The organism is Bradyrhizobium sp. PMVTL-01 (genome assembly GCF_051861855.1).
In the GTDB taxonomy this organism is placed as follows: Bacteria; Pseudomonadota; Alphaproteobacteria; order Rhizobiales; family Xanthobacteraceae; genus Bradyrhizobium.
Genome location: NZ_CP193982.1, coordinates 6,065,816 through 6,084,432, shown reverse-complemented (window position 1 = coordinate 6,084,432; position 18,617 = coordinate 6,065,816). Strand labels below are relative to the sequence as shown.

General features: G+C 63.1%; 16 protein-coding genes. 8 read left to right on the top strand and 8 right to left on the bottom strand.

The annotated features are described in order from the left end of the window. The first annotated feature begins 13 nt into the window (after positions 1-13). Positions 14-1,408, top strand: coding sequence for a M20/M25/M40 family metallo-hydrolase (locus tag ACRQ5Q_RS29535; protein WP_439393468.1), 1,395 nt, complete (start codon positions 14-16; stop codon positions 1,406-1,408). A gap of 289 nt (positions 1,409-1,697) precedes the next feature. On the opposite strand, the gene ACRQ5Q_RS29530 is transcribed toward ACRQ5Q_RS29535, so the two are convergent. Together ACRQ5Q_RS29530 and ACRQ5Q_RS29525 are read right to left on the bottom strand one after the other, a co-directional pair. Continuing rightward, positions 1,698-2,477 carry a class II aldolase/adducin family protein gene (locus tag ACRQ5Q_RS29530; protein WP_439374294.1) on the bottom strand — a complete coding sequence of 260 codons (780 nt, stop codon included), beginning with the start codon at positions 2,475-2,477 and terminating at the stop codon, positions 1,698-1,700. Positions 2,478-2,669: 192 nt separating this feature from the next. Then, positions 2,670-4,319, bottom strand: a complete 1,650-nt coding sequence (locus tag ACRQ5Q_RS29525; protein WP_439374295.1) for a glycosyltransferase family 39 protein — start codon at positions 4,317-4,319, stop codon at positions 2,670-2,672. Between the two features lie 311 nt (positions 4,320-4,630). On the opposite strand from ACRQ5Q_RS29525, the gene ACRQ5Q_RS29520 reads away from it, so the two are divergent. Next, the gene (locus ACRQ5Q_RS29520; RefSeq protein WP_439393466.1) at positions 4,631-5,497 is read left to right on the top strand and encodes a DUF308 domain-containing protein; all 867 of its coding nucleotides are present in this window, start codon (positions 4,631-4,633) and stop codon (positions 5,495-5,497) included. A gap of 184 nt (positions 5,498-5,681) precedes the next feature. Continuing rightward, positions 5,682-6,101 (top strand): MucR family transcriptional regulator, encoded by a 420-nt coding sequence (locus ACRQ5Q_RS29515; protein WP_063690921.1) that lies wholly within the window; start codon positions 5,682-5,684, stop codon positions 6,099-6,101. Between the two features lie 159 nt (positions 6,102-6,260). On the opposite strand, the gene ACRQ5Q_RS29510 is transcribed toward ACRQ5Q_RS29515, so the two are convergent. Both ACRQ5Q_RS29510 and ACRQ5Q_RS29505 read right to left on the bottom strand, forming a co-directional pair. Next, complete coding sequence (locus tag ACRQ5Q_RS29510) at positions 6,261-6,689, bottom strand: SufE family protein (RefSeq protein WP_439393464.1); 429 nt, start codon at positions 6,687-6,689, stop codon at positions 6,261-6,263. A gap of 68 nt (positions 6,690-6,757) precedes the next feature. Further along, positions 6,758-7,201, bottom strand: a complete 444-nt coding sequence (locus tag ACRQ5Q_RS29505) for a DUF5330 domain-containing protein (protein WP_439374298.1) — start codon at positions 7,199-7,201, stop codon at positions 6,758-6,760. A 412-nt stretch (positions 7,202-7,613) separates the two neighbouring features. On the opposite strand from ACRQ5Q_RS29505, the gene ACRQ5Q_RS29500 reads away from it, so the two are divergent. The 3 genes from ACRQ5Q_RS29500 to ACRQ5Q_RS29490 are packed head-to-tail and all read left to right on the top strand — an operon-like array spanning position 7,614 to position 10,594. Continuing rightward, positions 7,614-9,488: an ATP-binding protein gene (locus ACRQ5Q_RS29500; protein ID WP_439393462.1), complete on the top strand. Its 1,875-nt coding sequence runs from the start codon at positions 7,614-7,616 to the stop codon at positions 9,486-9,488. Further along, positions 9,481-10,191: a peptidoglycan-binding protein gene (locus ACRQ5Q_RS29495; protein ID WP_439374300.1), complete on the top strand. Its 711-nt coding sequence runs from the start codon at positions 9,481-9,483 to the stop codon at positions 10,189-10,191. Before ACRQ5Q_RS29500 ends, ACRQ5Q_RS29495 begins: the two co-directional genes overlap by 8 nt. A 58-nt stretch (positions 10,192-10,249) precedes the next feature. Next, positions 10,250-10,594, top strand: coding sequence for a DUF1491 family protein (locus ACRQ5Q_RS29490; RefSeq protein ID WP_439374301.1), 345 nt, complete (start codon positions 10,250-10,252; stop codon positions 10,592-10,594). Between the two features lie 179 nt (positions 10,595-10,773). Here the strand turns inward: ACRQ5Q_RS29490 and ACRQ5Q_RS29485 are convergent, their stop codons facing one another. The 4 genes from ACRQ5Q_RS29485 to ACRQ5Q_RS29470 all read right to left on the bottom strand — a co-directional run bounded on the left by ACRQ5Q_RS29485 (position 10,774) and on the right by ACRQ5Q_RS29470 (position 14,669). Further along, positions 10,774-11,751, bottom strand: coding sequence for a DUF2336 domain-containing protein (locus tag ACRQ5Q_RS29485; protein WP_439393460.1), 978 nt, complete (start codon positions 11,749-11,751; stop codon positions 10,774-10,776). A gap of 142 nt (positions 11,752-11,893) precedes the next feature. Further along, entirely contained in the window at positions 11,894-13,102 is a 1,209-nt protein-coding gene (locus ACRQ5Q_RS29480) for an integrase (RefSeq protein ID WP_439393458.1), read from the bottom strand. Then, positions 13,063-13,353: a hypothetical protein gene (locus ACRQ5Q_RS29475; protein WP_439393456.1), complete on the bottom strand. Its 291-nt coding sequence runs from the start codon at positions 13,351-13,353 to the stop codon at positions 13,063-13,065. Before ACRQ5Q_RS29475 ends, ACRQ5Q_RS29480 begins: the two co-directional genes overlap by 40 nt. A gap of 1,073 nt (positions 13,354-14,426) precedes the next feature. Continuing rightward, positions 14,427-14,669 (bottom strand): helix-turn-helix domain-containing protein, encoded by a 243-nt coding sequence (locus tag ACRQ5Q_RS29470; RefSeq protein WP_439399902.1) that lies wholly within the window; start codon positions 14,667-14,669, stop codon positions 14,427-14,429. Between the two features lie 170 nt (positions 14,670-14,839). Between ACRQ5Q_RS29470 and ACRQ5Q_RS29465 the strand changes: the two genes are divergently transcribed. Both ACRQ5Q_RS29465 and ACRQ5Q_RS29460 read left to right on the top strand, forming a co-directional pair. After that, positions 14,840-15,163, top strand: a complete 324-nt coding sequence (locus ACRQ5Q_RS29465; RefSeq protein WP_439393454.1) for a hypothetical protein — start codon at positions 14,840-14,842, stop codon at positions 15,161-15,163. 3,230 nt (positions 15,164-18,393) lie between these two features. Next, positions 18,394-18,561 carry a hypothetical protein gene (locus ACRQ5Q_RS29460; protein WP_439393452.1) on the top strand — a complete coding sequence of 56 codons (168 nt, stop codon included), beginning with the start codon at positions 18,394-18,396 and terminating at the stop codon, positions 18,559-18,561. Positions 18,562-18,617 lie beyond the last annotated feature (56 nt).

Here is an 18,617-nt window from a genome sequence, read left to right as displayed (position 1 = left end):
CGGGAATCCGACCATGGCCAATGCGCAGCTTCAATCCGTGCTCGACCACATCGACAATGATTTCGACAACAGCCTGGAGCGTCTGTTCTCGCTGTTGCGGATCAAGTCCATCTCCGCCGATCCGGCCTTTGCCGCCGATTGCAAGGCGGCGGCCGAGCATCTCGCCAAGGACATCGCAAGCCTTGGTGCGGCGACCGAAGTGCGCCCCACCGCCGGCCATCCCGCCATCGTCGGTAAGACCCAGGCAGGCGGGCGGCCGCATGTGATCTTCTATGGCCATTACGACGTGCAGCCGGTCGATCCGCTCGATCTCTGGCACCGTCCGCCGTTCGAGCCCGTGGTCACCGACCACGCCGACGGCCGCAAGATCATCGTCGCGCGCGGCGCCGAGGACGACAAGGGCCAGGTGATGACCTTCGTCGAGGCCTGCCGCGCCTGGAAGAAGGTGACGGGCTCGCTGCCGATCGACGTCACCTTCCTGATCGAAGGCGAGGAGGAGGTCGGATCGAAGAATTTCGTGCCGTTCATCGAGGCCAACAAGGACGAGTTCAAGGCGGACTACGTGCTGGTCTGCGACACCGGCATGTGGGACCGCAACACGCCGGCGATCACGACCTCGCTGCGCGGCCTGCTCTATGAGGAGCTGAAGATCACCGCCGCCAATCGCGATCTGCATTCCGGCGTGTTCGGTGGCAGCGCGATGAACCCGATCCGCGTGCTCACCAAGATTCTCGGCGGCCTGTTCGACGACGACAATCGCATCACCATTCCCGGCTTCTATGACGGGGTGAAGGATCTGCCGCCCGACATCCTGGAGCAGTGGAAGAAGCTCAACCTGACGCCGGAGACGTTCCTGAAGCCGATCGGCCTGTCGATCCCGGCCGGCGAGAAGGGCCGGCTCCTGATCGAGCAGGCCTCCTCGCGTCCGACCTGTGACGTCAACGGCATCTGGGGCGGCTATATCGGCGAGGGCTCCAAGACCGTGATCCCCTCGCACGCTTCCGCCAAGGTCTCGTTCCGCCTTGTCGAAGGGCAGGATCCCGCAAGGATTCGCAAGGCCTTCCGCGACTACGTGACAGCGCGCCTTCCCGGCGACTGCAAGGTGGAGTTCGGCGACCACTCCGCCGCGCCGGCGGTGGCGCTCGACTGGAACATGAAGCCGCTCGCCGCGGCCCGCAAGGCGCTGGCGGAGGAATGGGGCAAGGAGACCGTGCTGATGGGCTCCGGCGCCTCGATCCCGATCGTCGCCGACTTCAAGCGCACGCTCGGGCTCGATTCGCTGCTGGTCGGCTTCGGCCTCGACGACGACAATATCCACTCGCCGAACGAGAAGTACGACCTCCGCAGCTTCCAGAAAGGCATCCGCTCCTGGGCCCGCATTCTCGCGGCGCTCGCGGAGGTCAAATAACGCACGGCGCCGCGGGCCGGGCGCAGCGTGTCCACCATCCATCCTGGATCGCGAGAGAGGACGTGTGCATGCTACGCTTTGCCCACTCTACGAAGACTCCATCCTCGTCGTTGCGAGCGCAGCGAAGCAATCCAGAATCCCTCCGCGGGTGCAGTCTGGATTGCTTCGTCGCTTTGGCTCCTCGCAATGACGAACGGGCCAAATAAAAACGCCGCCCGGAATTGGGCGGCGTTTCATTCCAAACGTGCAGAGGTAGTTGAGAACTATCCTACACGAAAATCGCCGAATCTCAAGAGCGGTAGCCGGGATTGACGCGGTCGAGCTTGCGCAGCAGCGGCGGCCACACGAGGTTGGTCGCGCGCAACTCGGCGCGGTCGCGGTTCGACAACAGCTCGGTGTTCTTCTCGATCGCGATCTCCTCGACCGGATAGACCGGCGTGCCCAGCGCCCGCGTGCGCACCTGCATCGAGCAGGCGCGCTCGAGGTGGTACATGCGCTCGAAAGCGGAGGCGACCGAGCGGCCGACGGTCAGCGTGCCGTGGTTGCGCAGGAGCATGTGGTTGTGGTTGCCGAGGTCCTTCTGCAGCCGCGGCCGCTCCTCGTGATCGAGCGCGATGCCTTCATAGTCGTGATAGGCGAGGTCGTGGGTGACGAGCTGGGCGGTCTGGTTCAGCGGCAGCAGGCCCTCCGCGCTGCTCGACACCGCGGTGCCGTCGAGGGTGTGAAGATGCAGCACGCAGATCGCGTCCTCGCGCACCTCGTGGATCGCCGAATGGATGGTGAAGCCGGCCGGGTTGATGCTGTACTCGCTCTCGGAGAGCTGGTTGCCGTGCAAATCGACCTTGACGAGGCTCGAGGCCGTGATCTCCTCGAACATCAGCCCGTAGGGATTGATCAGAAAGTGATGGTCGGGACCGGGGACGCGCGCGGAGATGTGGGTGTCGACCAGATCGTCCCAGCCGTACAGCGCGACGAGGCGATAGCAGGCGGCGAGGTTGACCCGTTGCTGCCACTCGGCCTCCGTCATGTTGGATGGCACTTCCCTCAGGCGGGCTTCTGCTGGTGACATGGCAATTCTCTCCGAACCTCGTTGTTGCGGAGCGAGAGCCTAGACTTGAGCCGGGTTGGCGGCAAGGCGGTCAAATCGCAGCAGCCAAGCGCAGCCCGCATGGAGTGCGCCTGCAGGTTCCGGATTCCAGAACCGCTGATTGCAGGGCGACGCGAGGTTTCGTCTCCGCCACCGTCCGATCGGACAATGATCTTACGGCGCCGGGATCGAGAGCAGGCTGGAAATGCTGCGGCCGCGGATGTCGTAGACGCGGGCGAACACCACGTCGTCGCGCTTGATCTCGACCATGACGGGCGCGGTGAGGCCCTTGCAGTAGAACTCGCCGAGCGTCATGGCGAAATCGGCCGCATTGGAATCCCAGCCGATGGTGAAGTCGGGCCCGAGCGCGACCTGCGCCGGGCGTTGCGGACCGCACACCGCGACCTTCCACTTGCGATTGACGGGCGGCACTTCCTGGCGCTCGACCAGCTGCTCGCGCAGTTCGTCCGAGGCCTGCTTCAGCGCGAGGCCCCAATAGTCCAGCATGAAGCGGTCGTCGGCGGCGCGCACGGTGCCGGCGATGTGGTTGAAGTGGGTGTACTGGTAGGGGTGCAGCCGGATCATCTCGGCGAGCGAGAGCGCGAGGCCAAAACAGAAAGTCGCGAGCACGACCGGCTGCCAGGTGCGGTGGTTGACGCGCAGGCGCTCCATGCTCCAGGCGAAGGCGACGCCGCCCAGCACCGCCATCGGCGGGATCACGAAGACGAAATGGCGGATGCCGTTGTAGAGCGCCGGCCGCTTCACCATCGCGATCGCGAGCGGCAGGGTCGCAGCGAGCGTCAGCATCAGCAGGATGGTCTTGCGGCGGGCCGCAACGTCGTCGCGCGGCAGCAGCGCGAAGGTGCTGACCACGGCGCCGCCCATCAGCACCAGCATCACCTCCGGCAGCTGCAGCGCGAACAGCGTCGGCAGATAGGACCAGGGCATGTCGGGCACGGACACGATCGCGCCGTCGAACATCTCCTTCCACGGCTTCTCGAAGAAGTGCGAGAAGTAGGTCAGCGCCTCGAACGGATTGCCGGGCTCCATGATCGACCACGGCCAGATCAGGCCCATCACCAGGTAGCCGACCACGAGGCCGGGCAGCAGCACGTAGACCACGTGGGCGAAGCGCCGGACCGACTCGCGCGGGCCCTCGTTGCGCAGTTCCTCGAGGAACAGCGGGATGAAGCCGATCATGGCGTAGACCAGCGAAAGGCCGCCGAGGATGCGCGTGCCGAGCGCGAGGCCCGCCCCCAAGCCGACGATGAGGATCGTGCGCGGCGAAGGTTGCGGATATTCCTCGGCGAGCCGGACCAGCCCCAGCATCAGGATGATCATGGCCACCGCGAAGGGCGCATCCTTCGGGTTCATGAACATGTGGCCGTAGAAGATCGGGCACAGCGCGAGCAGCAACAGCGCGGCAAGACCCGCAAGGGGCCCGCCGACGCGGCGGCCGAGCCGCCAGGTCACGGCGAGTCCGGTCACGCCGACGATGGCGCCGACCAGACGGCGCGTCTCGAACAGCTCGAGCGGGAGCACCTTGTGCAGCAATGCCGCGACCATGTCGAAGCCGCCGCCATACATATAGAGATTGGCAAAGGAGAGCGCCGCGGTGTCCTTGAAGCCGGAACCGTACATGCGCAGCAGCAGGTCGGCATATTCAGCGTGGGTGTAATCGTCCCAGCCGAGCCCGTAGTCGCGGAAGGTCAGGCCTGCAATCACGGCGACCGCGGCCAGCACCAGCATGGCGAGATCGTCGCAAGTCCGTTCGACCGAGCGCCGCAGAGGCGTGTCGATCGCCGAAGTCGTGATGGATGTCATGGCTATTGGTGACCCGGAATCCCCTCTTGGCCCAGCTGGTGCGCGCGGGCCACTTCCCCGGACTCCGTATAGCGCAGTTCCATGACCAAGTAATTGGGCATTATGGCTAAATTCCTGATGCGGCGCAGCAAATCCTTGCAACCGGGGCATCCCATCAGTAGCGAGCCGTAGCTGAAGGGAATGTGAATAAGTCCCTGATTTCCTTCTCTTTAGGAACGCGGACCACAATTCACGGTTGGCGTGCAACGCCGTATGACGCTATCGTGGCGCAACGGGTGTCGCGTGTGGATGCGCGGCCGGGGGTGAGTTCGATGAGCTTGGCATTGTTGATCGTGGGGATTGTCGCTGTGGTGGCGGGCCTCCTTGCGATCCTGTTCGGCTTCACCGTCAGGGAATTCAGCCTCGGCAGCACTCTCATAATCTCCGGCACGATCGGCGTCTGCTCCGGGATGTTACTGGCCGGCCTGCACTTGGTGCTGCTGGAGCTGAAGGGCATCGCTCGCCGGCTCGCCGGTGCACCGTCCGAGGTTCGGGTCAGGCCCGTGCTGCCGGGCCTCGCGGTGCCGGGCGCGCCTGTGCCCGAGCCGCTGCCTGGTCCCGCCATGCGAGCCGAGCCGACATCTCCGCCCTCGCCGGCAACGGCGCCGCCATGGCTGGGCGAAGCACCGGTGCGCGAGCGTCCGCGCGTCGAGACGCCGCCGGAGCCGGTCGCCCCGACGCCTCCTTCGGCACCGGAACCGCCGCGCCGTCGCAACCTGCTGTTCGCCTCGAGCTCACGCAAGGAGCGCGAGCGCACGCAGGCCAAGGCCGCCGAGGGCACGCTGCCGGCTGCTGAGCCCGCAACACCTGCCGCGCCTGACACCCCTCCTGCGAGTTTCGACGATGCGTGGCCGACGCCGGATCGCATGCGTCCGCCGGAACCGCTGGCCGCCGCACGCCGTCCGTTCCCGCCACCGCGCCCGCCCTCGTCCTTCACCGAGGCTCCCCCGCCGCCGGCTTCAGCCGAGCCGGAGCCGGCGGCCGAGCAGCCGCCGGTGACGGTGCTCAAATCCGGCATCGTCGACGGCATGGCCTATTCGCTCTACTCCGACGGTTCGATCGAGGCGCAGATGCCGGAAGGCATGATGCGCTTTGCCTCGATCGACGAGTTGCGCACGCATCTCGACCAGCGGTCCTGAGACCTGGGAACGCAAGTCCGGGTACGCAAGTCTGGGCTTTGCAAGTAAAGCGCGACCGTTCTTGTCACGTCGTCAGTCGTCAGCTCATATTCGCCAGTTGTCGTATTTTCGCCGAACGTATTGTTGACACGGAATACTTTGGCGTCGTCAATCCCGCGCGGCGCAACAGGGAAGGGGCAAGCCCATGTCGGATGCCGGGGCCAAGAATTTCATCGAGCTGACGGCGAGCATCGTGTCGGCCTATCTCGGCAACAATCCGACGCCGGCTGCCGAGATTCCGAACTTGATCAGCCAGGTGCATGGCGCCCTGGTGCGGGTCTCGACGGGCCGCACCGAGGCGGCGCCGCTCGAGCCGGCAAAGCCTGCCGTCTCGCTGAAGAAGTCGATCGCGCCCGACTATCTCGTCTGCCTGGAAGACGGCAAGCGCTTCAAGTCGCTGAAGCGCCATCTGCGCACCCAGTACAACATGACGCCAGAGCAGTATCGCGAGAAATGGGGCCTGCCGGCCGACTATCCCATGGTCGCGCCGAATTACGCGGTTGCGCGCTCGCAGCTGGCCAAGCAGATGGGACTGGGACAGCAACAGCGGAAGAAGGGGAAGTAGTTCAGCCGATATTCCGTGGGGTCGGGCAAAGGGGCTCTTGCGCCGTGCCCACGAATTCTCACCAGGTCACACGCAAAGGGGGGCAGGCGCCGCTTTCCCCATCCCACGGAAGTTTGCTGTGTGGTTCGCTACGTGCGCTGCTCACTCGAGGGGGCATCTTTACGACGCTTCCGCGAGCGCCTCTTTCGCATCCGTTTTGATGCGCTCGACCATCGAGCGCAGGCCGTTGGACCGCTGCGGCGTCAGATGATCGCGGAAGCCGAACTCGTTGAACACGGCGATCGCGTCGGTATCGAGGATTTCTTGCGGCGTGCGGCCGGAATAGAGCGCGAGCACGATCGCGACGAGCCCGCGCACGATATGGGCGTCGCTGTCGCCGCGATATCTGAGGATCGGCACGCCGTTGCTGCGGTCGACCAGCTTCTGCAACCAGACCTGGCTGACGCAGCCCTGCACCTTGTTCTCGGCGGAGTGCTCGGCCTCGGGCAGCGGTTCCAGGGTGCGGCCGAGCTCGATGACGTACCGGTATCGGTCGTCCCACTCGTCCAGAATCTCGAAATTGTCCCTGATTTCGTCGATCGTCGTCATATCGGCCCACAGTTCCCGTTAGGGCCAATATAGGGACGCGACGCCGTGAAATCGATAGGGTTTGGCTCCTAATTCGCTGCCTGAGGACCGCGCCATTCCAGCGCGAGGTCGTCCTGGGTCAGGGTGTCGCGCGGCGCCTCGTTCGCGGCGGCGTCGCCTTCGCCGGCCATTGCGATCGAGCCGGTATGGTCGGGTGCCTTCTTGTTGTCGTTCTTGTTGTTCTCGTTCTTGTCGTTGGTGATCTGCTCTTTCTTGTCGTTGATCATCTGATAGATCTTCTTCGCGCCGTCCTGGGCGCGCTGGCCGATGATGGTCGCGGCCTGGCCTCCGACCTCGCAGGCCGCCGGCTGGCGCTTGCAGAATTGCGTCATGTCGGAGACGGCCGCGGTCGCAGCCTGCACCGCATCGGCCGCGCCGATCTGCGGCAGCTTCTCCGATTCGGGCGTCTTGTCCCTGGGCAGGAGCACCAGCACCAGCCCGAGCCAGAATGTGATGCGGAGCAGAAAGCGCATCTTGAGGAACCTGTACGTTAGACCGCCGCGGCGATGTCCGCAGAGCGCGTCGGACCTGGCAACCCTCGATAAATCGCAAGTGATTGCCTTGAGCTTAATTCGCGGAAAATCGCCGCAAAAATCTTCGCGAGGCCCCGGTCTCGTAAATTTTCCATTGATGCTGTGGCCGTGGCCCTCGGGGATCCGCGCATCCACCATTTCGAAACCATGCGGAGGACGCTGAAACCCTGTGTTCACCATCCCCACGGAAGACGTCGTCAAATCGTCTAAAAAGCCGCGCGACGACACGGGTGTCCGGCCGCGCGCGTTGCCGCCTTAGCACTCGTTTAAGGTCGCTCTGACAGGTTGGCTCAACGACAAGGAGGCGTTCCGGCGCGTCTTCTCAAGACGATTGAGCCGAAGCGCGAGACCCGTGACAGTTTTGAGTATCATCCGCGATTGTCTCGATGCGCTGCTGCATCCCTCCGCGCGTTACGATGCGCTGACGCGAGCGCGCCATCGTGCCTTCATGGCGCCGCGGCTGCTCGGCAGCCTGGCAGCCTTTGCCGCATTCCCTGTTTATCTCGCCATGCGTGGCGCGCCGAGCGCGCTCGAGGTCGCGGCCTTTGCCTGGCTGATCGCGCCCATCATGCTGTCCTGGTTCCTGTCGCGAACCGGCCGCTACGAGGGCGCGCATGTGCTGTCGTCGCTGGCGCTCTCCGGCCTGATCATGGCGGTCGCGGTCACCACGGGCGGCATCGCGTCATTCGCCGCGGTCTGGCTGGTGGTTGTTCCCCTCGAAGCTGCGCTCTCGGCCTCGCGGCGCGTCGCAGCCTTTGCGTCGCTGCTCGCGCTGTCCTGCGCCGGAGTGCTGATCATCGTCAGCCAGCTCGGCTGGCTGCCGGTGGAGGAGCCGAGCGCTGCGCAGCGCGGCGTGCTGATGGCCTTCGGTATCGCCTCGGCTACTCTCTATGCTGCGGGCCTTGCCTTCGGCGCGGAATCGCTGGCGCGCACCAGCGTCGTCCTGTTGTCGCGCGAGGAGGAGCGCTATCGCCTGCTCGCGCGCAACATGAGCGACGTCATCTCCCGGCATCAGCGCAACGGGGCTGTGCAGTTCATCTCGCCGGCAGCCGAGGCCATGCTCGGCATACCTGTCGCGCAACTGCACGGCCACGGCCTGTTCGACCGCGTCCATGTCGCCGACCGTCCGGCCTATCTGACCGCGTTGTCCGATGCCGCGCGCGGCGACGTGCGCAGCGTCGAGTTCCGGTTGCGGCGCGAGCCTGCCGGCTCGGAGCGCGGCCAGGTTGATTTCATCTGGGTCGAGATGCGCTGCCGGCCGCTCGACCAGAATGGCGGCCGCGATCCCGCGCGCGAGGTCGAGGTCGTCGCCGTGATGCGCGACGTCACCGACCGCAAGCATTCCGAGCAGGCGCTCGATCAGGCCCGCAGCGCGGCGGAAGCCGCCGATGCCGCCAAGACGCGCTTCCTCGCCACCATGAGCCACGAGCTGCGCACGCCGCTCAATGCGATCATCGGCTTCTCCGAGATGATCGCGCAGGAGCAGACGCTGATGCTGGGTGCGGCCCAGCGCAAGGAATATGCCCAGCTCATCAACGATTCCGGCCAGCATCTGCTCTCGGTCGTCAACGGCATCCTCGACATGTCCAAGATGGAATCGGGAAATTTCGAGATCGCGTCGGAGCCGTTCGCGCCGCGCGCCGCGCTGCTGCATTGCTGCAACCTGCTGGCATTGAAGGCGCGGGAGAACGGCATCGACCTTATCACCGACGCGCCGCAGGACCTGCCGGTCATGACCGCCGATCCCAGGGCCTTCAAGCAGATCGTGCTCAACCTCGTCGCCAACGCCATCAAGTTCACCGAGCGCGGCGGGCAAGTGTCCGTATCAGCCGCGGTGACCGGATCGCAGCTCACGCTACGCATCAGCGACACCGGCGTCGGCATCGCGCCCGACGATCTCAAGCGCATCGGCGCGCCGTTCTTCCAGGCCGGCAAGACCTATCAGCGCCGTCACGAAGGCACCGGCCTCGGTCTTTCCATCGTCAAGAGTCTGGTGGCATTGCATCTCGGCGAATTGACGGTACAAAGCAGGTTGGGTGAGGGCACCGCCGTCACCGTCAAGCTGCCGCTCGACTATACGCCGCCGCAAACCAAACCGGCCGAGAGCAAGGTCACGACCTTGACGCCGGTGCCGCGCCAGGAGCTTCACAAAGAAATTCGCGAGCTTCACGAAGAACTCAACGATCAACGTCACGACCAACCCGCTCCGGTGAAAAAAAGTGCCTAGGAAGTCTGCGAAGGACGAAGCTGCTCCGCGTCGCCGCGGCGGCAAGGCTGCGGTCATCGATGTCGAGACCGAGCGCAACCTCGTGATGCGCGTGCTGCTGCACAGCCCTAAGGACACGATGGCCGGCCTCGTTGCCGTCGCCGCCATCGGTGCGATCGTCGCCAATGCGCTGTTCCTGCAGACCGGCCGGCATCCGGCGCCGATGTTCGGCACCGTGATCAATCTTCCCGCGCCGTCCCCGGTGCCGCTGTCGAATCCAATGCCGCGTCCGCGCCCCGTCGGCGCCGATACCTCGCCGCTCGAGCCGAGGGCGACCGAGTTTCGCGTCGAGCCCAAGCCGGCCGAGCGCGTCGCCGAGAAGCCGGCGGAGAAACCGGTCGAAGCGACCGCATCGACGCCGCGCGCGGGCAATGATCCCATGACCAGTCTGGTCAAGGCGACGACCTCGACGCCGCCGTCCGCGATCCGTCCGCCGGCACCGATTCCGGTGCAGCAGAGCCCGGCCGCGCGGCGCATCGCCGGCGTGCAGCGCGCCCTGTCCGAATACGGCTACGGCAATCTGAAGATCACGGGCACGCTGGGCGGCGAAACCCAGTCCGCGATCCAGAAATTCGAGCGGGAGCACAAGATGCCGGTCACCGGCCAGGTCTCCGACCGCCTGCTGCGCGAGCTCGCCGCCGCAATCGGCCATCCCGTCGAATAGTCGTCACGGCAGCGCGCAAGGCTGGTGCTGTTGGCGGCACTGGCCTATCGTCCTTTCCATGCGTTTGAAATCCAACATATGGGTCGCGGCGTATTTGCGCCGGTGTCAGACCGAGGGCGTGTTCGGGGCGGTGCGCCGCCGCGGCGCCGAGGAGGCGGGCGCGGTGTTCGTGAAGGTGTCGCTGCTCGACGGCAACGCGATGCTCTACGTGCCGGCGCCGCAGACATCTTATGACGACGGCCGCCCGGTTGACCGCTTCTTCGTGCCGGTCGCGCCGCAGCCGCTGCCGGAGCACGCGATCGAGGAGCGCCTGACCAAGGAGCTCCGCTTCGATCCGGATGCATGGATCGTCGAGACCGAGGACCGCGCGGGGCGGCATTTCCTGGAATTGGCGAAGACGTAACGCCAACGGTCATTGCGAGCGCAGCGGCTTGTCCGCCGAAGCTTGCGCGAAGGCGGAAGCAATCCAGAATCTTTCCGGGGAGGGGCTCTGGATTGCTTCGCTGCGCTCGCAATGACGAGCTTGGGCACGTTGCGTGCCCAATACCCAGCGTCGGCCGCCCCGAGGCAGGTGCGGGCAAATCAGCCCTCCGACGATCCGCCGGTACCCGTCCGCATCGCAGGCGCGGAGCCCGGCTGCACGCCCGGCCGCGTCTGGCTGGCGCCGGCGCGGGCGCGATGGCGTTCGCCGTCATGCAGCGAGGACTGGTGCTTGGCTCGCGTGACGGCGAGCGTCGAGCCGCGCCAGGCCGCCAGCATCACCAGCGCCGAGCGGTCGTCGAGGCGATCGTAGAGCCGCGACAGCCGGTACACCTCGTTCACGGAATTTCCGATCTCCGGCTTGAAGAACAAGAGGATGCGCTGGAAGTTCGGGCTCGGCATGTCGAGCGCGCGCGCGGCGACCGCAAGCGCTTCGCCGCCGGCATCGTCGACGATCTGTGCCGCGACGCGCGAGGGCAGGATCAGGCTGTCGCCGAGCTCGAGCGTGAAACTATCGACGTCGCCTGCGATCGCCGCCATCTCCAGGATCTGGATCGCGCGCTTGGCGCGCACGGTCGGAATCCGCGGTGCTGCCTTCAGCGGCGTCTGCGCCAGATTGTGCAGGATCAGCGCGCGCTCGGAGGCGGTCGCGCGGAAGAACATGTCGTGGATCTCGGCGGCGTCCTTCGGCTGCATCGCCATGTTCGCGGCCATGCGCTGCTCGGCCTCGGTCGGCGTGCTGGCCTGGGACGGGGCCGGCGCGGTCGCGGGGATTTCGCGCGCCAGCGGCACCCTGCGGCCTTCCTGGGCCGCGACCAGCCCGAGCTTCTGCAGCACCGGGACGGGCGTCTGCGGATAGATGGCGAGCTTCGCCTTGATGGCCGCGCGCGTCGCATCGTCGACCTGGTCGATCAGCCGCGTCGCAAGCTCGATGAACTGACGCTGTTCGTCATCGCTATGGACGCGGGTCTGGACATAGAGGTCGGTCAGCACGCGCAGCAGCGTCGGCCGAACATCGACGCCTTCGCGACGGGAGAGGCTCATCAGCCCGTCGAATCCGGGAAACAGCGACTTGGTCATGGAGGCGTACGCAACTCGGAGAAGATACTTGGGGCGAGCCTAGCGCAGGTTCCTTTAAAGCCTCGTTAATAATAACGAGTCCTAACCAATTGATCTCAAATGCATCCGGTCCTGGTCGGTCCCAGCTCTCGGGACCGTCTGTTTACTGCACGTTCTTTTCGCGGTAGGTCTTGCGTGCCAGCATCACCCGCCGGTGCGCTTCGACCTGGTCGCGATCGTAGATTTCCGTCGTCTCTTCCTTGGCGTGGCCTGCCAGCTTCCGGCGGTCATCCTTAGACGCTCCAGCCTTGCCGCCCTCGGTGATGCCGCCCGCTCGCAGGTCCCGATTCCACATACCCTTCGGAAGCCCCGCTGCCTTGAAGTCCGCCGCCCAGGCATTGCGCCAGCTTTGCCTGATATAGGGCAGGCCGGTGGCGGTATTGATCACAAGCGGCCCGACGCGCTTCTCCGTTGGGATCTGGTCCAATTCGTCGCAGACCATCGGGCAGACCGACAGATCGAAAGAAACCGTGACCTCGGTCGTCTGCTCGGTCTTGGTCGGTTTGACCTTCGCCATGATCAGGTTGTTGTCGATCGCCGCCCAGGTCGGCCCGACCCACTTCTTACCGTAAGCAAGCACGGCGGACGGCCGCGCGTCGTCTAGCTCGACCCATTGGCCGATCACATCCCACTGCCTCAGCGTTGTCTCGAACTGGATGGCATAACAGAGGGCCGCAAGCGGCCTGCCAGCGGCGTGCGCTGCCTTCCTGATGGCAAGCACCTGGCCGGCAGTAGGCGCCCAGGTACGGCTGGGAAGGGCCTCAAACTCCATCGCCCTAAGGATGGTCTGAAAGTCGGCACAACCCTTCGTTCGGCAAACGACCCCGAACGCGATCGCTGCCTTGAGCACGGCAAGCGCCATGCGAGCAGCGCCGAGCCCGGAGGATTCCTTCCACTGCTTGAACCATCGATTGACGTCCCTTCCGTCGCATTCATCGATGCGGCGGGGACCGATGTGGGCGGTCATCTTCCGAAGATAGGTACCGTAACTTATCGCCGTGTGTGGCTTCACCTTCCGGAAAGTGCTCTCGGAGTCGGTTTCGTAGATCTCCAACAGCGACTTGAATGTGCCGTCGAACCGCGTAGCCGGCCCGCGATCGCCTGACATCCAGCGCAGCATCTCCGCCTGGAGCCGCTGCGCGCGGGCGATCAGCTGCTCCGGGTTCTCAGCAAGGTTCGCGAGGTTCGCACTCTTGACAGGATAGCCCGCCTTGACTGCGGCGGCATCTGCAAACCAATAGGGTATGTCGCCGTCCTTTCGGACGCGCCATTTCAGGCCCGGACTTTGCGGGCGCTTCTGCCTGGTGTCCATGTTCCCTCTAAGCCGTCGGGTTTTGTGGGTGCCAAAGTGGACAAGCCGTTGTCCGCGTCGAGGAAGGCCTTAACCGCCGGCACATAACGCCCGCCCCAAAGCGGGTTGATCTTCGGCATTCCGTCCCGCTCGAGCAAGGTAGCGAGTTTCGGAAATTCGCCCTTTCTTTCAGGTCCCAACACAGCCTCACCGATCCGTTCGTCTGTCTCGAACAGGTGCAGATCGGCAAGGGTAAGGGGGCGGCGGGACATGGATCAGGCCGTCTCCGCCTGCGCGTCGTCGGCGTGCTGGTGCCGGTCATCACCAGGCAGGTCGCCAACGTAGATGCGGACGGTGCCGTCAGCAGTAATCTCAATATTGCGGACCGGAAGACCGGAAGACCGAACGGATCGGATTGCGCGCGTGATCTCGCTCGGTCGGACGCGCCAAGTTCCTTGGCTCATTCGTCAGACTCTTTCTTCTCATATTGAATGACGGATCCGCAGCGATGAATCTACGCGAATTTATGCCGGTTTCAAGGTTTTGGGCGTGGGGAAAAGCGGCAAAGCGCAATCGCGCTCCTCCCCAAGGAAACAAAGGCCCGCCAGATGGCGGGCATTGCTGTTTGCAATGTTGGTGCGGATCAGGCGCGCCCGGCGGTGTCGTCATTAAGAAGGAACCCCAGAACGGCGACATCTCGATCCAGCTCCGCTTTCGCCTCCGGCGTCTCCATGCGCTGCGCGTTCATCAACACCCTCATCAATCTAGCGATGACGGCGAAGGAGCGATGACGGCGAAGCTTGATCCAAGCGGCACGTCCAGAGCCCACAGCTGGCGCTCGGGTCCCGGGTCCTGCACATTAGCCAGGCTCTCGGCAAGTTCATCGACATAGACGCCGATATCGCTTTCCTATCACCGGGTGCGCGATCGCCAGCGGGTTGATCCACGCGGGGTCGTGCGCTTGCTCTCGCGTAAGGTCGCACAAGTTTTGTTTGAGGGGGAACCCCTCTTTTTTATGGCGGTAAATTCGGGGATAGAAGCCAGACCTTCGCCCGCATCCTGGTCAACAGGAGGTCCACGGACGCCGTCGACACGCCGGCCCGCTGCAGCATCCGGATCTCGCGCTCCTGGGGCACGTATCTGCCCGCGATGCGGGCGATCCAGTCTATCCTCCGGTCGGCTTGAGAGCTTGTCTCGCCGCTAAGGCTAGAAACGGAGGAAGCCGTTCGACGACAAGGACGCACATACCCGCTGGAACGACTGCTCGTGGCCCGTCTTGGACCTCTGGAGATGCCTGCTTTCGCGCTGCTTTCAGCGCGTTAAGCGCCATGAGGAGGCGCCGAGCCTAACGCTTCCTTTTTCGTAGTCTCACCCCAGCTCCTCCCCCGTTCTCCGGGATGAACTCGACGCCGGCCTTCACGAGGGCGCCGACCAAGGCCGCGGCCGTATCTGGCCTCCCCCGAACAGGTCCATCAGTCGATTCAAGACGAGCAATTGTCGGCTCGGATATTCCCGAGGCTTGAGCCAAATCCCCCTGCGACCACGCCAGTAGTACGCGTGCGGCCTTCAGCTGACGAACGGAAATCATTTCTGCCTCATTGATAGAATTTCTATTGATTTTCATCTTCAGCCGAGTTAATATTTTTTCTATCAAATAATCAATCCGTGAGCAACCCAATGCACCTTGCCGGGGAACGGGGGAGCTATGCCCGCTCCGCTCCTGACGACCTTCGCGGTCAACAACCTCAAGGAGACAACATGGCTGAAAGAAAAAAACGGCCCATGCCCCATCCAGACGATTTTATGATCGTAACCGTTTCACTTGAGTTTCGAGCGAAACCCAACCCCAAATCGAGCGACCCACCACCTTTCGATACGACTGCTGCCATTGAATACGCCCTGTCAGCTGCGGAAGCGGCTGAGTATCTGGAAAAAGTCGTTAGCGCGATCCGCGATCGCCGCCTTTACGGCTTTATGGCACAGCATGCCGCCGAAGCCCACGTCGGAGCCGGCGAGTGGATTAAAGAAACAGCCGAGGAGACCAATGCCGAAGCAGGGGCCCCGCAGGAAAGAGAAGAATAAGGAACATGTATGAACAGATGCACTCGACTCACCATGGGGCGATTAAACCGTCGCCCCCGTCGTTATCTCGCTCGTCTTGCGATTCACCTATCGATGAAGCACGGAATTTAGTGCATCGCTGCGCCGAGCCAAGGCCTGTCGGCGACAGCGTCAAGGCGGCGATCCTACGCGCTTCAAGACGGCTGGGATTGTCCTTCAATCGAGCAAAGGATATTTGGTATGGCAACGCAAGACGGATCGACCCTGCAGAAATGGACCGATTACGGGAGGTCGCAGAGCAGACGGAGGTAGCTAACGCTGTCGCGTGCATCGACCTTGTCAGGAGAAAGATGCTGGCAACGGGCTCTGTGCCTTCTCGTGAAGTTGCCGCCGCCTTGGCCGCAGTTCTGTACGCTCTTTGCGCCGAGGCAAACGGAAGCGGGCCCGGAGAGTAGTCGCCCCCCTTTCACTGATCCCGATCATGTTGCCAAGTGCGCCCGACACACTTTGCGACGGCGATCGCACCAGCACGGTCGAAGCATGAACGACCTCTTTTTTTATTGGCGGTAGATAAAGTGCTACGAGCCCATCATCACTCGCGAAGGCGGAAAATCCGAATACAGTTCCGCTGCGCACTATCCTAAAGCCGGGTGATCCGCCAATCGAGCCGCTGAAGGAAACAGAAACCGGGGCTCCGGAGCCATGTCTATTTTGCCTACAGGTCCAACATGTCAACCGCCGGGCTGCGCGAGCGCATGCCGAGCTGCAAGCCGCTCGGGCATTGCTACCTTGCCGGGTCATGCGCTTCGCTTCCATAGGCGCAGCACGGACAAGTCCGGGAAGTGCAACGCATTTGCCTGCGGCAATAACGATAGAGTGATTGGAGTTCTGTTTAGCTTCGATCCTGCCGAGCGCGCCAGACTAGATGAGGCCGAAGGCGTGGGCCGCGGCTACGCAGAGCCATCTCTTCGAGCGACCAAACGAGGCTGGCGCGGACCAAACGCCAGGAATTCGGCGCGTAATCTCCTTTCTTCGCGATCACGAAGTCAACGAGGTCGGCTGGCGTGATCTGAACCTCGGCTTTGTCCTGTCCGGTCCTGATCGCGATCCGACGCTTGACAGCTCGGACGAACTGATTGTAGCGGCGCCCGTAACCGATCTTCGAGGTCTCGGACAGGGTGATGGGCGTGTAGCTCGCCTGGTTAGGGGATTCGAATCAGTGCGAGCGGCGGCGGACTACTTCGGGTTCGTTCAGTCGACTTTGATTGCACATGAGACAGGCTCGAATCTCGTTAGTATGCGAAATGCGCTTGTTTACGCGGCCGCATATGGCGTGTCGCCGGAGTGGTTATTGAGTGGCCGCGCTCATTCTGGGCTTGGTCCGCTTGTCGACGAATCTTTGGCGTCTTCGCAAGATTGGGAAAGCCTCGATATCCGTGAACTGCGGAGACTCGCAGACGACGATGGTGAACAGGATACGGTCGGGCTGCGGCGGCTTCTTCGCGAGCGACAATGGGCGGGGCTGAGGTATCGAGGGCGACAACATTCCCGAGGTGAGCGCCCGGCATCTTGCTACAGAATCGAATTATCAGCCTTCCGAGGCCCAACGTATCTGGCAGCTGCCAAAGGGCCTTGCAAGTAGTCTGATCGGTTCCGAGGTTGGTGCGCTTGTCGTCATTCCCTTAGATTACAGTCACCGAGGTTTTGAAGCAGGAGACCGCCTTTTCGTAGATCTAAGCAAGCGTGACCCCCACTCTGGTGGGAAGTTCGCGTATATCGTGAACGGAAGGCTCCGCGTCGTAGATGAAACGTTCGACGCGGCTCCCTTGGATCCTGCTCAATTGCTGGGGCAAATTGTGGGGGCCTTTACACAGCAGCTCACGAAGCGTGATTATCGATGACGCTCTTACCGAATCATTTCAGACGATTCGGCTGCTTCCGAGCCTACGCTGTCCAGGCTCTTTGCAAGGCGAGTTCCATGCCGCGGGGCAGGATGAAATATCTGCAACTGGTGCCAAGGTCGGATCTACAATCCTCTGAAGAACGAGGCTGCCTACGGCTCCAATATCCAGCACCTAGATGACTTTCGTGCAGCCCGGAAGTGAGAGAACTCTCTCGCTCGCTGGTCAAGTGATCGCGCCGAGCGATGACATTGGTGGAGATCAGGCCTACCTCCGTCAAAAGCGGCGTCTTCCCGCCCTGTGGCCTGATGCAGCACCTCTGAAGATGGTCCCTACGCCTTGATTCGGGCAGCTGTGACAAATCAGACTTCGAAGCCAAAATCGCCGAACTGGGCCTGAAGCGGGTCAACGCTTACATCCGGGAGGCCCATGGGAAGAAGGTGTCGAAGGGGGCCGAGGACAAGCGAAAATACCGAGCCCGGCGGAAGGCTGAGGGGTTCTAGTCACGTGAATCTAAAGTTCGCACATAAAGTCTTCTGGGCTTTGTGGCAGAAGTCTTTGACAGATCCAAGCTCTGGTCTGCGGACTTGGTCTGTGAATAAGCGCGAAAGTTCGACCTCGGCTGACAACATTGACCCCACGTCCGATGTACTTATGGCGATCGGGTCAAAGGCTTCGCCATTGCTCGCCGGGGTCAACCTTCCGCCCTCATTGGGGGTCATACCGTTCGCCGAATAACAGACTGTAATCGCCGTTGCGACCCCGACGCGGCGCAGCAACGCAACTGATTTATGGGCTCGACCTGTTATTTTTTGGGTGCCGCCGGACTGCCCGTGGCCGATCCGGTGGTCGTCGTTGCCGGCGAAGTGCTTTGGCTCGATGCGGTCGTATTGTGCCGGCCGGAATAATAGACCGCTGCCGCAACGACCAAGATCACGCAGACGGCCAAGGCTGCCCAGCCTCCCCAGTTGCTCCGTCGGTTTATGTTGGTCACGGGCCGGTTGTCGTTTGGATAAGTCATGTCCAGTTCTCCTCGGAGCAAGAAGCCGCGGAGCAAGCAAGCGTTCCTATCAGCAGGGCCGCAATTTGACGGGGCGAGCGAGATCTCCTTTGGACGTCGCAGGAACGATCGGTCCTCCAGCACGCTTCTTTCTTCTGTGGCCCTAAGGGCCCAAGAACAATCCAGGAGAAGTCTGATGAGAACACTCTTCGCTGCAGGCGCTGTTCACTTGCCTTGCGATCCCAGCGTCTGCTCAAACCGCGGCGCCGGCCAATAGCTCACAGTTCGATGCGGCTTCGGCCGCCAACGACCAGAAGAGCCCGAGCGACACCGATCGGAGCAATGGCAGTATGCAGAACAAAGCGGCGATCGAGAGCATCAGGAAGGATCTGCAAAGTGCAGGTTTTAGTGATGTTAAGGTCGTGGCCGAGTCCTTCGTGGTGCAGGCGAAATCGAAGGATGGAAATCCGGTGGTCATGACCATCGGTCCGCATGGTATGTCCGTCTTCGAAGCATGACGACAGGCAGTTCAAACACGGGGACCGTGGGATCGGGCGCGAATGGCGCGACGCCT

Excerpts from the sequence above, each read along its gene's own strand:
- ACRQ5Q_RS29475 (WP_439393456.1), bottom strand. The coding sequence starts at position 13,353 with ATGTCCCGCCGCCCCCTTACCCTTGCCGATCTGCACCTGTTCGAGACA.
- ACRQ5Q_RS29480 (WP_439393458.1), bottom strand. The coding sequence starts at position 13,102 with ATGGACACCAGGCAGAAGCGCCCGCAAAGTCCGGGCCTGAAATGGCGC.
- ACRQ5Q_RS29490 (WP_439374301.1), top strand. The coding sequence starts at position 10,250 with ATGCGTTTGAAATCCAACATATGGGTCGCGGCGTATTTGCGCCGGTGT.
- ACRQ5Q_RS29535 (WP_439393468.1), top strand. The coding sequence starts at position 14 with ATGGCCAATGCGCAGCTTCAATCCGTGCTCGACCACATCGACAATGAT.
- ACRQ5Q_RS29465 (WP_439393454.1), top strand. The coding sequence starts at position 14,840 with ATGGCTGAAAGAAAAAAACGGCCCATGCCCCATCCAGACGATTTTATG.
- ACRQ5Q_RS29505 (WP_439374298.1), bottom strand. The coding sequence starts at position 7,201 with ATGCGCTTTCTGCTCCGCATCACATTCTGGCTCGGGCTGGTGCTGGTG.
- ACRQ5Q_RS29530 (WP_439374294.1), bottom strand. The coding sequence starts at position 2,477 with ATGTCACCAGCAGAAGCCCGCCTGAGGGAAGTGCCATCCAACATGACG.
- ACRQ5Q_RS29460 (WP_439393452.1), top strand. The coding sequence starts at position 18,394 with ATGCAGAACAAAGCGGCGATCGAGAGCATCAGGAAGGATCTGCAAAGT.
- ACRQ5Q_RS29510 (WP_439393464.1), bottom strand. The coding sequence starts at position 6,689 with ATGACGACGATCGACGAAATCAGGGACAATTTCGAGATTCTGGACGAG.
- ACRQ5Q_RS29485 (WP_439393460.1), bottom strand. The coding sequence starts at position 11,751 with ATGACCAAGTCGCTGTTTCCCGGATTCGACGGGCTGATGAGCCTCTCC.
- ACRQ5Q_RS29520 (WP_439393466.1), top strand. The coding sequence starts at position 4,631 with ATGAGCTTGGCATTGTTGATCGTGGGGATTGTCGCTGTGGTGGCGGGC.
- ACRQ5Q_RS29525 (WP_439374295.1), bottom strand. The coding sequence starts at position 4,319 with ATGACATCCATCACGACTTCGGCGATCGACACGCCTCTGCGGCGCTCG.
- ACRQ5Q_RS29470 (WP_439399902.1), bottom strand. The coding sequence starts at position 14,669 with ATGATTTCCGTTCGTCAGCTGAAGGCCGCACGCGTACTACTGGCGTGG.
- ACRQ5Q_RS29515 (WP_063690921.1), top strand. The coding sequence starts at position 5,682 with ATGTCGGATGCCGGGGCCAAGAATTTCATCGAGCTGACGGCGAGCATC.